General features: G+C 38.8%; 13 protein-coding genes, 1 tRNA gene, 1 rRNA gene, 1 other RNA gene and 1 other annotated feature. Of the genes, 15 read left to right on the forward strand and 1 reads right to left on the reverse strand.

Going from position 1 to position 13,675, the window contains the following annotated elements:
- Together rrf and J7W16_RS21620 are read left to right on the forward strand one after the other, a co-directional pair.
- A 5S ribosomal RNA gene (gene rrf / locus J7W16_RS21615) occupies positions 1-89 on the forward strand; the annotation flags it as partial.
- Positions 90-337: 248 nt separating this feature from the next.
- Positions 338-1,645 carry an MEDS domain-containing protein gene (locus J7W16_RS21620; protein WP_210599516.1) on the forward strand — a complete coding sequence of 436 codons (1,308 nt, stop codon included), beginning with the start codon at positions 338-340 and terminating at the stop codon, positions 1,643-1,645.
- A 40-nt stretch (positions 1,646-1,685) separates the two neighbouring features.
- Here J7W16_RS21620 and J7W16_RS21625 read toward each other — a convergent pair whose 3' ends face one another.
- On the reverse strand, positions 1,686-2,654 hold the full coding sequence (locus J7W16_RS21625) for a YaaC family protein (protein WP_210599517.1): 969 nt from the start codon (positions 2,652-2,654) through the stop codon (positions 1,686-1,688).
- A gap of 139 nt (positions 2,655-2,793) precedes the next feature.
- Here J7W16_RS21625 and guaB point away from each other — a divergent pair, with 139 nt between their 5' ends.
- From guaB to J7W16_RS21690, 13 genes are all read left to right on the forward strand, one after another.
- Positions 2,794-4,251 carry an IMP dehydrogenase gene (gene guaB / locus J7W16_RS21630; RefSeq protein ID WP_210599527.1) on the forward strand — a complete coding sequence of 486 codons (1,458 nt, stop codon included), beginning with the start codon at positions 2,794-2,796 and terminating at the stop codon, positions 4,249-4,251.
- Between the two features lie 100 nt (positions 4,252-4,351).
- Entirely contained in the window at positions 4,352-5,692 is a 1,341-nt protein-coding gene (locus J7W16_RS21635) for a D-alanyl-D-alanine carboxypeptidase family protein (RefSeq protein ID WP_346726988.1), read from the forward strand.
- Positions 5,693-5,848: 156 nt separating this feature from the next.
- Positions 5,849-6,733 carry a pyridoxal 5'-phosphate synthase lyase subunit PdxS gene (gene pdxS / locus J7W16_RS21640; protein WP_210599518.1) on the forward strand — a complete coding sequence of 295 codons (885 nt, stop codon included), beginning with the start codon at positions 5,849-5,851 and terminating at the stop codon, positions 6,731-6,733.
- A 29-nt stretch (positions 6,734-6,762) separates the two neighbouring features.
- Complete coding sequence (pdxT, locus tag J7W16_RS21645; RefSeq protein WP_210599519.1) at positions 6,763-7,347, forward strand: pyridoxal 5'-phosphate synthase glutaminase subunit PdxT; 585 nt, start codon at positions 6,763-6,765, stop codon at positions 7,345-7,347.
- Positions 7,343-7,557, forward strand: a binding site (T-box leader). (Overlaps the previous gene by 5 nt.)
- A gap of 81 nt (positions 7,558-7,638) precedes the next feature.
- Positions 7,639-8,916 carry a serine--tRNA ligase gene (serS, locus tag J7W16_RS21650; RefSeq protein ID WP_210599520.1) on the forward strand — a complete coding sequence of 426 codons (1,278 nt, stop codon included), beginning with the start codon at positions 7,639-7,641 and terminating at the stop codon, positions 8,914-8,916.
- Positions 8,917-9,038: 122 nt separating this feature from the next.
- A tRNA-Ser gene (locus J7W16_RS21655) sits at positions 9,039-9,128 on the forward strand.
- A 74-nt stretch (positions 9,129-9,202) separates the two neighbouring features.
- Entirely contained in the window at positions 9,203-9,667 is a 465-nt protein-coding gene (gene tadA, locus J7W16_RS21660; RefSeq protein WP_210599521.1) for a tRNA adenosine(34) deaminase TadA, read from the forward strand.
- A gap of 91 nt (positions 9,668-9,758) precedes the next feature.
- Positions 9,759-10,025: signal recognition particle sRNA large type (gene ffs, locus J7W16_RS21665), an RNA gene on the forward strand.
- Positions 10,026-10,165: 140 nt separating this feature from the next.
- Positions 10,166-11,851 (forward strand): DNA polymerase III subunit gamma/tau, encoded by a 1,686-nt coding sequence (gene dnaX / locus J7W16_RS21670; RefSeq protein WP_210599522.1) that lies wholly within the window; start codon positions 10,166-10,168, stop codon positions 11,849-11,851.
- An 18-nt stretch (positions 11,852-11,869) separates the two neighbouring features.
- On the forward strand, positions 11,870-12,181 hold the full coding sequence (locus J7W16_RS21675; protein ID WP_210599523.1) for a YbaB/EbfC family nucleoid-associated protein: 312 nt from the start codon (positions 11,870-11,872) through the stop codon (positions 12,179-12,181).
- Between the two features lie 11 nt (positions 12,182-12,192).
- Positions 12,193-12,789 carry a recombination mediator RecR gene (recR, locus tag J7W16_RS21680; RefSeq protein WP_210599524.1) on the forward strand — a complete coding sequence of 199 codons (597 nt, stop codon included), beginning with the start codon at positions 12,193-12,195 and terminating at the stop codon, positions 12,787-12,789.
- A gap of 10 nt (positions 12,790-12,799) precedes the next feature.
- Positions 12,800-13,021: a YaaL family protein gene (locus J7W16_RS21685; protein ID WP_210599525.1), complete on the forward strand. Its 222-nt coding sequence runs from the start codon at positions 12,800-12,802 to the stop codon at positions 13,019-13,021.
- A 67-nt stretch (positions 13,022-13,088) separates the two neighbouring features.
- Positions 13,089-13,352 carry a pro-sigmaK processing inhibitor BofA family protein gene (locus J7W16_RS21690; protein ID WP_210599526.1) on the forward strand — a complete coding sequence of 88 codons (264 nt, stop codon included), beginning with the start codon at positions 13,089-13,091 and terminating at the stop codon, positions 13,350-13,352.
- Positions 13,353-13,675 lie beyond the last annotated feature (323 nt).

Below are 13,675 nucleotides of genomic sequence, written 5' to 3' on the forward strand. Positions count from 1 at the left end.
CCCGTTCCCATGCCGAACACGGTCGTTAAGCTCTTCAGCGCCGATGGTAGTTGGGGGCTTCCCCCTGTGAGAGTAGGACGTTGCCGGGCAATTAAGCACAATCCATTTGGATTGTGCTTTTTAATTTGTATATAGACAAGATAAGCCTATAATAGGTCTCAAAAGCTTTCACCCTCTGGGTGAAAGCTTTCTTTAAGTAAAACGGCTAACTTATTTTTACTGTAAAAAAGAAAATTAATTAGTTAGGAGGAGTCACAGTACTAAAAGTATATCGTCGGTCAGTTCTTTAATGTAAGATAGATGATGAAACAGTAAAATAGGACAGGATGTCGATAAAATGCTAACAGCGAAAACAAGTTCTATTCCTTTAACGGGAAATGTAAAAGTAAATAATGGTTCTCACATCCTTTACTTTTACCAGTCAGAGGAGCTTTATCTTGAGAACCTAGTTTCATTTGTACAATCAGCTCAAACAGTAAACCAACATATCATTGTTATAGAAGCTCCAGAAATCTATTTGGCTATGGTTGAGAAGTTAAAATTAGAAGGTCAATATTTAGATGAATTCAACCATACAATTCATTACATAAATAACTATGATTTCTATCAAATGTATGGGGACTTTAACTTCGAACGAGCTTTGACTAATTTTAAAAATACCGTACAACCCTTTGTAGATGATCATTTATCTGTAAGAGTTTGGGGAAAAGTGGCTTGGGCAAACTTGTCTAGCCTTGAGAACGAGACAATTAGATATGAGTCTGTTGCTGATTTAACAGTCAGTGAAATAGGTTATATGACTGTTTGTACATATAATGCCAATGAAGTACCTGCTGCATATCAGACTAAGTTAATGAAAAGTCACCCATATCTAATGACGGATACTGATTTTGTTAAATCCCCTTTATATAATCAATCAGATCAAACTGTATTCCCATCACTTGCTAATCAAAAGAAAATAGAGTCTGAATTAGATCTATACAGACAAAAGCTTGATTTTATTCATGTTATTGCACATGAGGTTCGCAATCCTTTAACCGTTATAAAGTCATTTGCTACAATTCTAAAATCAGAAATAGAGGACAAAAACATTCAAGCGAAACTAAGTCTTATTGAGGATTACTCTACAGCTATTGACTACGAGATTAATCATATTATCCAAACAGAACAAATGTTAACTGTCGATTCATTATGGAAGACGAAGCTAATCAAGGCTCTCCCTACCATTGAAGAAGTTATTAATGTGATGGAAGTAAAAGCTAGGACACAAAATATTAATGTTGAAACAACTATTCTTGTTCCAGCTAATACAATTATGAAAGGAAACCTAATGGGGTTCCGATTAGTTATATCCAATTTACTTAGCAATGCGATAAAGTATAGCTTCGAGGGAAGTACGGTAACATTTAATAGTTTCATCGACCAAGGCTATATTCATTTACATATTATTGATAAAGGTGTCGGAATGACTGTTAACGAACAAGAGAAGTTATTTAGAAAGTATGAAAAGATTAATCAGGAGGTAGCTGGTCAAGGGATTGGTCTATTTATGGTTCACCAATTGGTGCAGCATTTTAAAGGCCGATTAACAGTTGAAAGTGAGAAGGGCAAAGGAACAAAAATGATGGTGTGTTTTCCCTTATAATAAGAATAGTAGAGGAGGAATCACCCCTCTACTGTTAATGTTATTTATTTATTATACCTGTTAAGAACGTAGAGATTATTGTAGGTATTTGATTTTGAGCTATTTTTAAATACTGCAGAATGAATGGAAGATCAGTTCCATCGAAAGTATGGATGAGTTCACCCCACCATTCTGCCTCATACCGACAAATCATGCTGAGATTATATAACAAAAGAAAATGAATACCTAGGTCGGGTAAGTGACAAGCGTCTGTATGTTGCCGATTTTTAAGTAAATAATAATTACCTTTTATGTCAATACGCCAAGGAAGAGAATAATGAGAATTAGCTATCTTTATAAATGGGATCTCTATTGATGTTTTTGTCTCAGTTATTCGTTCATTTCCTTTAAAATAACCACTTGTTGGAAAGCTCTCTAGATACTGTTCAAAACGATTTACTGTCATATGGTAGCTGTCGAGTGTACTAGCAGGGAAAGAAAGCTGCTTATCGTTATATGTCCCTTTAAAAGATATTTCCTTTCCATAAATTTTGAAAAACATAGTATGCATGTCTGCAAGGTGATAAAGAAGCGTGAGCATTTGATACTTTTGACCATCTTGATGTTTCATGTGAAACAATTTGTCTAAAAAATGTGAAAAAAGACCATTTTTTTGTATCTTTACTTCATCATCTAGAAATTGATACGATGATTTCTTTCGCTTTCTTGTTGTGACACCATGTGCTAGAACTTGAGAATTTTCTGGATAGGTTGGTTCAGTTGTTAATATACATGCTTTAAGCATTTGGATAAGTCCATAAAAGAGTAAGACTGGTTTTAATTCAGTTGGAGCAACTGCTGCTTGATCAAAATACAATTGACCATGTTGAAGATGATACATAAATGAGTAACTTACTTGATAACTTTTTGTTTTAGATTGAATAATTTCTTTTTTTTCATACACATTCGTTAAATACTTTCTTGTATAGGTTGCAGAAAAATACGGGAGAAATAAATCTGTATGGTTCATATAAAGAGATGCCTCCAAAATAATCTGTCAATTTAGAAAAGTCTTATATTATAATCGTTCTTGACAGTAGTTTACCCAGTTGATAAGCTACTAATAATATTTTTACGTAAATTAAAGAGTTTGGAGAGGATAAGTGATGATGAGGGAAGATAAGTTTCATAAAGAAGGCTTGACCTTTGACGACGTTTTGCTTGTACCAGCAAGGTCTGAAATTTTACCACGTGATGTTTCCGTTAAAACAAAGTTAAGTGCGTCATTACAGCTCAACATTCCAATTATCAGTGCTGGGATGGATACCGTTACAGAGGCAGAAATGGCTATTGCTATGGCTCGTGAAGGTGGACTTGGTATTATCCATAAGAATATGTCTATTGAAGAGCAAGCAGAGCATGTCGATCGTGTGAAACGCTCTGAAAGTGGTGTAATCACTAATCCTTTTTACTTAACTCCCGAACACCAAGTATTTGACGCTGAACATTTGATGGGTAAGTTTCGAATTTCTGGTGTACCAATTGTTGATGAGAATCAAAAGCTAGTTGGGATATTAACAAATCGAGATCTACGATTTATTGAGGATTATTCGATTCAGATTGATGAAGTGATGACAAAGGATAATCTCGTAACTGCTCCGGTCGGAACAACACTCAATGATGCTGAGAAGATCTTACAAAAATATAAAATTGAAAAACTTCCTTTAGTTGATGACAATGGCATACTAAAAGGTCTAATTACAATTAAGGATATAGAAAAAGTAATTGAATTTCCAAACTCAGCTAAAGATTCACAAGGAAGATTAGTAGTAGGGGCTGCAATTGGGGTTTCAGCTGATGCTGATACGAGAATTGAAGCATTAGTTAATGCTGGTGTTGATGCAATTGTTATTGATACGGCACATGGACACTCAAAAGGAGTCTTAGATAAAGTAAGTGAAATTCGAGCAGCCTACCCGGATCTAACGATTATTGCTGGTAATGTAGCTACTGCTGCAGCTACAAAGGATTTAATTGAAGCTGGAGCGGACGTAGTTAAGGTAGGAATTGGACCAGGTTCAATCTGTACAACAAGAATCGTCGCTGGAATTGGTGTTCCACAAGTTACAGCTGTCTATGATTGTGCAATGGAAGCAAGTAAACACGGGATTCCAGTTATCGCCGATGGTGGAATTAAATATTCTGGAGATATTGTGAAGGCTCTTGCAGCTGGTGGACATGCTGTAATGCTAGGAAGTCTACTTGCTGGGGTTTCTGAGAGTCCTGGCGATCGTGAAATCTATCAAGGGCGTCAGTTCAAAGTTTATCGTGGCATGGGCTCGCTTGGTGCAATGGAAAAAGGAAGTAAGGATCGTTATTTCCAAGAAAATGCACAGAAATTAGTTCCAGAAGGTATTGAAGGACGTATTCCTTATAAAGGACCTTTAAATGATACAATCCATCAATTGATTGGTGGTATAAGAGCTGGTATGGGATACTGTGGAACAGCTACGTTAGATGATTTAAGAGAAAATGGCCAATTTATTCGAATTACAGGTGCTGGGCTAAGGGAAAGTCACCCACATGATGTCCAAATTACAAAAGAAGCACCGAACTATTCTCTTTAAATTGTCCATAATTGGTAAATAGATAGGGACTTCCCTATCTATTTTTTTATGTGTTCTTATGATAGAATTACGTCTATGAAAATGGTATGGAGGTGCAGGAGTGAGTAATTTCTTTAAAAAACCACTTATGGCAATGCTAATGGTGGTTCTAGTTCTAACGTTAGCGATACAACCTGAAAGAGCAGAGGCTTCACTTAATTTAGACGCTGAGGCTGCAATTGTCATTGATGCAGAGTCAGGTAAAATCTTATATTCAAAAATGATTGATAGTGTTCTTCCTATTGCAAGTATGACAAAGATGATGAGTCAATATCTTATTTTTGAAGCAATTGAGGATGGCACAATCACATGGGATCAAGAAGTACCGATAAGTGATTTTGTTCGTCAACTATCACATGATAAGAGCTTGTCTAATGTGTCTTTAAGACAAGATTATCCTTACACTGTTAAGGAATTATATGAATCTGTAACGATTTATTCAGCTAATGGTTCAATGATTGCCCTTGCTGACTTAATTGCTGGTTCAGAGGCAGCTTTTGTTCAAAAGATGAATGAAAAAGCTGCTGAATTAGGCTTAGAGGATTATGAATTTGTTAATTCCACTGGTTTGAATAATAGTGATATGGCTGGCAATCACCCAGAGGGAACAGAGGCAGATGCTGAGAATGTGTTATCTGCTAGAGCTACTGCTAAATTAGCTTTTCACTTAATTCATGATTACCCAGAGATATTAGAGACAGCCAGTATACCAGTTAAGATGTTTCAGGCAGGCCCTGGTGAAGAAGAGCGAATGGAAAACTGGAACTGGATGATTTCAGGGATCAAGCCAGATTTAGAGCGATTTGCTTATGAAGGGATTCAAGGTTTGAAAACAGGTTCAACTGATACTGCAGGTGCTGCATTTACAGGTGTTGCCAAGCGTGGAGATCTACAACTTATTTCAGTTGTGATGAGAACACCAACACGCGAAGCACGTTTTACTGAAACGAAGAAATTATTAGATTATGGGTTCAGTCAATTTAGTAAAACAGAGTTATTCAGCACTGGGTTTATTCCAGAAGGAGAAGGTACACTTCCTGTTATAGGCGGTAAGGAACAAGAGGTTTCTATTTCAAGTACTGTTCCTGTATCAACCGTGATTAAGAATGGAGAAGAAGAGCTTTATTCTGTGGAATTAGTGCTAGACGAAGAACAGTTGAATGAAGATGGAGAGTTAGTAGCTCCGATTGAAGATGGCCAAGAAGTTGGAAAGCTAGAACTAGTCTATTCAGGTGAAGAAGTAATTGACTACTTATACCCATCACAAAAGGTAGAAGTAGCTGTTGCAACTGAAACGAGTGTAGAGGCGGCTGGATGGTTTACAATGACAATGAGAGCCATTGGTGGTTTCTTTTCAGGAATATGGACAGGTGTAGCTGATACTGTTGGCGGTTGGTTTTAATATAGATTACTAGAAGCGGGTCCTGATTTTGCATCAGGCCCGTTTCGTGCTAAAATAATACTGAAAAAAAGGAGAGAATTACCTTTATTTAATGTATACTAAATTAAGGATAAACAAACTAACTAGAAAGACCGTATAGGTATAGGAGGAAACGACATGAGTCAAACGGGTACTGATAGAGTTAAAAGAGGAATGGCTGAAATGCAAAAAGGTGGCGTTATTATGGACGTTATCAATGCAGAACAAGCGAAAATTGCAGAGGAAGCTGGGGCAGTAGCAGTTATGGCCTTAGAGCGAGTTCCTGCAGATATTCGTGCTGCTGGAGGCGTTGCACGTATGGCTGACCCAACAATTGTTGAAGAAGTCCTAAATGCAGTCTCAATTCCAGTCATGGCAAAAGCTCGTATTGGTCATATTGTAGAAGCACGTATATTAGAAGCGATGGGTGTCGATTACATTGACGAGAGTGAAGTGTTAACACCTGCCGATGAAGTATATCATTTGTACAAGCGTGATTTCACTGTTCCTTTTGTGTGTGGGGCACGTGATTTAGGTGAGGCTTCTCGCCGTATCGAAGAAGGAGCATCAATGTTACGAACAAAGGGTGAGCCAGGAACAGGAAATATCGTAGAGGCTGTTCGCCATATGCGTATGATCCAAGCTCAAATTCGCAAGGTATCACAAATGTCTACAGATGAATTAATGACTGAAGCAAAAAATCTTGGTGCTTCTTACGAGTTATTATTACAAATTAAAGAAACTGGTAAGCTTCCTGTTGTTAACTTTGCAGCTGGTGGTGTAGCGACGCCTGCGGATGCAGCCCTTATGATGCAATTAGGTGCTGATGGTGTGTTTGTTGGTTCTGGTATCTTTAAATCAGACAACCCTCAAAAGTTTGCTCGTGCCATTGTAGAAGCTACAACACATTATCAAGATTATAAGTTAATTGCTGAGCTATCAAAAGGTCTTGGTACAGCAATGAAAGGTATTGAAATCTCAACGCTAAATCCTTCAGAGCGTATGCAAGAGCGTGGTTGGTAAGCTTAAGGGTATAGGGAAAGGGAGCAATAATGGTTAAAATAGGCGTACTTGCATTACAAGGGGCTGTCAGAGAGCATGTTAAATGTTTAGAGGCCCCGAATACTGAAATAGTCATTGTCAAAAAGGTCGACCAATTAGCAGATCTTGATGGTCTAGTGCTTCCTGGTGGCGAGAGTACGACAATGCGTCGTCTGATTGATTTATATGGTTTTTTTGAACCATTAAAGGAATTTGCTGGTGAAGGCAAACCGATGTTTGGTACTTGTGCAGGCTTAATTCTAATGGCTGAAGAGATTGTCGGCTACGACCAAGGACATCTTTCTGTCATTAATATGAAAGTACAACGAAATGCCTTTGGACGACAACGGGAAAGTTTTGAGACGGATCTTCTAGTAACTGATGTTGGCGAAGATATTCGTGCTGTATTTATTAGAGCTCCTCTTATCGTCGAGGTTGGAGAAAATGTTCAAGTGTTGTCAAAGTATGGCGATGAGATTGTAGCAGCGAGACAAGGTCATTTTCTAGCGTGCTCTTTCCATCCTGAATTAACAGATGACCATCGTTTTCATCAATATTTTGTGAGCATGGTAGAGGAAGCAAAAGCAAATAACTAACACGTTGATAAGGAATAGTATATTTAGATAGCTGTTCAGAGAGCCGGTGGTTGCTGTGAACCGGTCAGCGACTAAATAGAATCCACCTTGGAGTAGAGAGCGATTGAAGCCCTCTCGGTTTTGTAGCCGTTATTTACTAGAGTGGTATGGAGATTCACCTGGTGATTCTCCTGCAACAAGGGTGGTAACGCGGGTGCTCTCGTCCCTTCTTCATAATAGAAGGGGTGAGAGCCTTTTTTTTTATAGAAATTATTTGTTAAAATAAGGGAAGATCTAAAGGAGGAAGTATATATGTTAGATATCAAACGTTTAAGAAACGAGTTTGAAGAAATTAAATCAAAATTAGCAACAAGAGGCGAGGATATTTCAGGGCTAGATCGTTTTGAAGAACTAGATGATAAAAGACGTGCCTTTATTGTTGAGGTTGAGGAACTGAAGAGTCGACGAAATCAAGTATCTCAGGAAGTTGCACAGTTAAAACGAGAGAAAAAGGATGCAGATCATCTTATTACTGAAACAAAGCAAGTTTCTGAGAAGATCAAACAACTTGATGATGAGTTAAGACAAGTGGAAGCTGAGCTTGAGGAAATTCTCTTGACGATACCTAATGTTCCACATGAAAGTGTTCCTATTGGTGATACAGAGGACGACAACATTGAAGTGAGGAAGTGGGGAGAAGTTCGCGAGTTTTCCTTTGAAGCTAAACCTCACTGGGATGTTGCGACTGATTTAAATATCCTAGACTTTGAACGTGCCTCAAAGGTGACAGGTAGTCGTTTTGTTTTTTATAAGGGTCTAGGAGCACGATTAGAGCGTGCCCTCATTAATTTCATGATGGATCTACACCAGGATGAGCATGGATATGAGGAAGTACTTCCACCATACATGGTTAATCGTGCTAGTATGACGGGTACTGGACAATTACCGAAATTTGAAGAGGATGCATTTAAGGTTGAGGGCGAGGAATACTTCCTAATACCAACAGCTGAGGTTCCTGTGACCAACTTGCATCGTGATGAAATCCTTTCAGCAGAGGATCTTCCTATAGCTTATAATGCCTACAGTGCTAATTTCAGATCAGAGGCTGGCTCTGCTGGTAGAGATACCCGTGGATTAATTAGACAGCACCAATTTAACAAAGTTGAGTTGGTTCGCTTTGTGAAGCCCGAGGACTCTTACGAAGCACTTGAAACGTTGACTGGACATGCTGAAAAAGTATTACAGCTTTTAGGACTCCCATATCGAGTTCTTAGTATGTGTACGGCAGATCTTGGTTTTACAGCAGCTAAAAAATATGATCTTGAGGTTTGGATACCGAGTTATGAATCATATCGTGAAATCTCTTCATGTAGTAACTTTGAAGATTTCCAGGCAAGACGAGCAAATATTAAGTTTCGTCGTGAGCCAAAAGCAAAGGCAGAGTTTGTCCATACGTTAAATGGTTCTGGATTAGCTATCGGCCGAACGGTTGCTGCCATTCTTGAAAATTATCAGCAAGGAGATGGATCTGTCATAATTCCAGAGGTACTTCGTCCATACATGAGAGTGGATGCAATTGCTTCAAAATAAAATGTAGCTTAACTATTTGAGGCTGGGAGATAACTTTTGTCCCGGCCTCAAAAAAATTTATAAAAAAAGTATTGCCATAATAGACTCTCTTTGATATTATATTATTTGTCAGTAGATGTTGTGGAGGAATACCCAAGTCCGGCTGAAGGGATCGGTCTTGAAAACCGACAGGCGGGTCAAACCGCGCGGGGGTTCGAATCCCTCTTCCTCCTTCCATAATAGTAAAAGGCACTACCAATCTTGGTAGTGCCTTTTACTTATATAATTGATAGTTAGGAGTAGCGTGATGCATGAAAAATGGATGGAGTATGCTTTAGAAGAAGCAGAAAAGGCTCAAATAATCGGTGAAGTTCCAATTGGAGCCGTTATTGTAAAGGATGGCCAGATTATCGCGGCTGCTCACAATCGTAGAGAGTGTGATCAACAGGCACTCGCTCATGCGGAGCTTTCGGTCATTCAAGAGGCCTGTCAAAAATTAAAGAGCTGGCGTTTATTGGATTGTACTCTCTATGTCACGTTAGAACCCTGTCCTATGTGTGCTGGAGCGATTATTCAATCTCGAATTCCGATCGTTGTTTACGGTGCCAAAGACCCAAAGGCAGGCTGTGCGGGCTCAATTATGAATTTACTAGAAGAGCCACGCTTCAATCATCAGACTGAAATAATTAGCGGTTGTCTAGAAGAGCAATGTGGAAGCATTCTAACTACATTTTTTAGAGCTTTACGTGAAAAGAAAAAAGCAAAAAAGTAATGAACCATTTCCTACCACTTGCATTTTATTAAAAAACAACCTATACTAGAAAATGCGTCAGAGAGACGCACTAAATATGTTATCCAATTTGCCGTGCTAGGTGGGGAGGTAGCGGTGCCTTGTAACTCGCAATCCGCTATAGCGAGGCTGAATCCCTTCTCGAGGTTTTGCCACTGCGGGGCCTGCCCTAAGTAAGTGGTGTTGACGTCTGGGTTCCACGCAACGAAAACCCATGAATCCTGTCAGGTCCGGAAGGAAGCAGCAGTAAGTGGACACTTTCGTGTGCCGTGGAGTCGCCTGGGCCGAGCTAACTGCTTAGGTAACGCCCGTGGTGGCATTATCGACAGAAGGTGCACGGTATTATTTTATATAAAAGCAACTACGACTTTTCGTAGTTGCTTTTATTTTTAATATTGATCCCTTTTAATGAAGGGTAGAGATTGTCCTAACTATAAGGAACCGCTATAATAGATAGAGATGGTGAAAGGGGGAAGTGGGATGAGTTATCAAGCTTTGTATCGTGTGTGGAGACCTCAGCTTCTTAAGGATGTCGTCGGTCAAGAACACATAACTAAGACGCTACAAAATGCACTTTTACAAGAAAAACTTTCCCATGCCTACCTTTTTTCAGGTCCACGTGGTACTGGTAAAACAAGTGCAGCAAAAATTATTGCTAAGGCGATTAACTGCGAGCAGGCTCCAGTTGCTGAGCCATGTAATGAGTGTAAGGCTTGCCTTGGAATCACATCGGGTGCGATCGTTGATGTGATGGAAATCGATGCAGCATCGAATAATGGCGTTGATGAAATTAGAGATATTCGTGATAAAGTGAAGTTTGCTCCGAATGAGGTTCGTTATAAGGTTTATATTATTGATGAAGTACATATGTTATCAACAGGAGCGTTTAATGCTTTATTAAAAACGTTAGAAGAGCCCCCGAGCCATGTTCTTTTTATTTTGGCGACAACGGAGCCGCATAAAATTCCTTTAACAATCATCTCACGTTGCCAGCGCTTTGACTTTAAACGAATCACAAATCAAGCAATTGTTTCAAGACTGCAATATATTCTTGACCACGATCAAGTTGAAGCGGATAGTGAGGCTTTGATGCTAATAGCCCGTGCTGCTGAGGGCGGGATGCGTGATGCACTTAGCTTGTTGGATCAAGCAATCTCTTTTGCTGAGGAAAAATTAGTTATAGATGATGTGTTGGCGATTACTGGAGCGGTCTCACAAGAAGCTTTAAGAGAAATTGTTCAGAGTGTGCATGAGGGAGATACCGTGACCGTTATGCAGCAATTAGATAGGATGATTGGTGAAGGGAAAGAGCCATTACGCCTAGTGGAGGATTTAGTTTACTACTTCAGAGATCTCTTACTGTTTAAGCATGCACCTCAGGCCGGTGACTTATTAGAAAGAGCCAAGGTCGATGAACATTTTCAAACATTCTCTTCTGAATTACAAACAGAATGGCTTTATGCGACCATTGAATCTTTAAACGCTAGTCAGCAGGAAATGAAATGGTCAGCACATCCTAAAATTTTTCTTGAGCTTGCTTTAATGAAAATAGTGAACCAACAAATTAGCAAAAAGCAAAGTATTGATGTAGCTTCTTCTAATGAAGTTGTCTCTCTAAGAGAAAAGGTAGAGGGGCTAGAAAATATTATTCAACGTCTACAAAAACAAGGTATTCAACCAGCTGCTACTGAGGAACGGCAAACGTCACCTCAGAGGAAAGCTAAGAAAGTTCCAACCCAAACAAGGGTAGCAACAGCAAGAGTGATGGAAATTCTTAAGGAAGCTGATAAGAAGAGTTTGCAAAATGTAACAGCTAAATGGGCTGACGTAATGGAACGAATGAAAGTCAAAAATGTTCCAGGACATGCTTGGTTAAGCGATAGTAAGCCTGTGGCAGCCTCAAAGTCAACCGTTGTTCTAGCGTTTCAAAATGAAATGCATCGTGATATGATGGATACAAAGTTTAGGGAGATTCTTGAGCAAATATTCACCGAAACATTACAAGAGCAAGGGTCCTTCATTACATTACTAGCTGAGCAATGGGAAAAGGTAAAAGAAGAATTTGTTACTGAGAAAAGCTCAGCAAGCGGTGACGAGACTGATTCACTTATTGATGAAGCCGTTAAGCTCGTGGGTGAAGATTTAATTGAAATTACTGAGGGATAATAAAAGGAGGATTTTAAAATGAAAAACATGGGAAATATGATGAAGCAAATGCAAAAAATGCAAAAGCAAATGGCGAAGGCTCAAGAAGAGTTGAAGGAGAAAACGGTTGAAGCTACTGCTGGCGGTGGAATGGTAACAGTTATTGCAAGTGGTGACAAGCGTATTTTGGATGTGAAAATTTCTGAGGATGTTATCGATCCTGACGATCCTGAAATGCTACAAGATTTAATTCTAGCTGCGACTAATGAAGCATTAAAGCAAGTGGACGATCTTGTTGAACAAGATATGGGTAAGTTTACTAAAGGGATGAACATTCCTGGAATGTTCTAGGAGGGGTTTTATTGCAGTATCCTGAACCAATAGCTAAGTTAATTGATGGTTTTATGAAGTTGCCAGGTATTGGGCCGAAGACAGCAAGTCGTTTGGCCTTTTTCGTTTTAGATATGAAAGAAGATCATGTTCTAGATTTTGCGAAGGCTCTTGTTAACGCTAAGCGAAACTTAACATATTGTTCTGTGTGCCATAATATTACCGATATGGACCCTTGCCGAATATGCGAGGATACTCACCGTGACAAATCCGTTGTATGTGTTCTTCAAGATGCTAAGGATGTCATTGCAATGGAAAAGATGAAGGAGTACCGAGGACAGTATCATGTACTTCACGGTGCAATCTCACCAATGGATGGTATAGGACCTGAAGATATAAAGATCCCAGAACTACTTAAACGCCTCCAGGATGATACGATTCAAGAAGTGATTATCGCAACGAATCCTACTATTGAAGGGGAAGCAACAGCAATGTATATGTCTAGATTAATCAAACCAACAGGAATAAAAGTTACGAGAATTGCTCATGGCTTGCCTGTCGGTGGCGATCTTGAATATGCAGATGAGGTTACTCTTTCACGAGCAATTGAAGGGCGAAGGGAGATTTAAGGGAGGATCTATGTTTTTAAAAAAAAACAAAATACGTGACCGGGAATATAATCACTTGCTATTTCATTTAGAAGAGCTTAAAAGCAAGCTGGATAACCAGAAGCAATTAATTGAAAGAAGTTTAGATCCTTCTGATGATGTTTTATTTAGGGCTAAGATAACAGAATCGTTATATTCCCTCTTACTAAGAGAAGCACGAGTGGGTTTAGAAAAAAAGAATGGACTGTCGTAAACAGTTTGTTCTTTTTTTTTATTTTGGACATACCATAGTTGTAAGACAAGCTTATGAGGTGAAAAAAATGGATCCAATTGTGTTAGTTTCTATTTTAGTTGGACTAGTTCTTATTCTATTAGTAGTAGGTGCACCGGTGAAGCCATTGCGTTTAGTAGGAAACATGGCAGTGAGGTTTATAGTTGGAGCACTTATGCTCTTTTTTGTGAATGCATTTGGTACGATGGTTGGATTACAAATACCTATTAATGGAGTAACAACAGCAGTGGCAGGTATTCTAGGTGTACCCGGTGTTGCTTTATTAATTGTGGTTAAACAATTTCTTATCTAATTTTTTAAAAAAAGGTTGCATTAACTTTATAATCTATGTTATATTACTTCTTGTCGCCAGAAACGAACTTAATTAATTGAAATTAGGTTGTTGACTGGTATAACGTAATGTGTTATATTATTAAAGTTGCTGTTGCGACAAAGAGTTCTTTGAAAACTGAACAAAAGCCAAGCGAAATAGAGATTTTCCTGTTGATTTCAACAGTGAGGATATCTCGTCAATTTAGACTTTTTTAAAAGTCAGCAACAAGTATTGAGCTATTTAAACTCAAACCAATTTTATGGAGAGTTTGATCCTGGCTCAGGACGAACGCTGGCGGCGTG

This window comes from Halalkalibacter suaedae (assembly GCF_017939705.1).
GTDB lineage: Bacteria > Bacillota > Bacilli > Bacillales > Bacillaceae_D > Halalkalibacter > Halalkalibacter suaedae.

Excerpts from the sequence above, each read along its gene's own strand:
- J7W16_RS21690 (WP_210599526.1), top strand. The coding sequence starts at position 13,089 with ATGGATCCAATTGTGTTAGTTTCTATTTTAGTTGGACTAGTTCTTATT.
- tadA (WP_210599521.1), top strand. The coding sequence starts at position 9,203 with ATGCATGAAAAATGGATGGAGTATGCTTTAGAAGAAGCAGAAAAGGCT.
- J7W16_RS21625 (WP_210599517.1), bottom strand. The coding sequence starts at position 2,654 with ATGAACCATACAGATTTATTTCTCCCGTATTTTTCTGCAACCTATACA.
- J7W16_RS21685 (WP_210599525.1), top strand. The coding sequence starts at position 12,800 with ATGTTTTTAAAAAAAAACAAAATACGTGACCGGGAATATAATCACTTG.
- dnaX (WP_210599522.1), top strand. The coding sequence starts at position 10,166 with ATGAGTTATCAAGCTTTGTATCGTGTGTGGAGACCTCAGCTTCTTAAG.
- J7W16_RS21675 (WP_210599523.1), top strand. The coding sequence starts at position 11,870 with ATGAAAAACATGGGAAATATGATGAAGCAAATGCAAAAAATGCAAAAG.
- pdxS (WP_210599518.1), top strand. The coding sequence starts at position 5,849 with ATGAGTCAAACGGGTACTGATAGAGTTAAAAGAGGAATGGCTGAAATG.
- serS (WP_210599520.1), top strand. The coding sequence starts at position 7,639 with ATGTTAGATATCAAACGTTTAAGAAACGAGTTTGAAGAAATTAAATCA.
- J7W16_RS21620 (WP_210599516.1), top strand. The coding sequence starts at position 338 with ATGCTAACAGCGAAAACAAGTTCTATTCCTTTAACGGGAAATGTAAAA.
- guaB (WP_210599527.1), top strand. The coding sequence starts at position 2,794 with ATGAGGGAAGATAAGTTTCATAAAGAAGGCTTGACCTTTGACGACGTT.
- pdxT (WP_210599519.1), top strand. The coding sequence starts at position 6,763 with ATGGTTAAAATAGGCGTACTTGCATTACAAGGGGCTGTCAGAGAGCAT.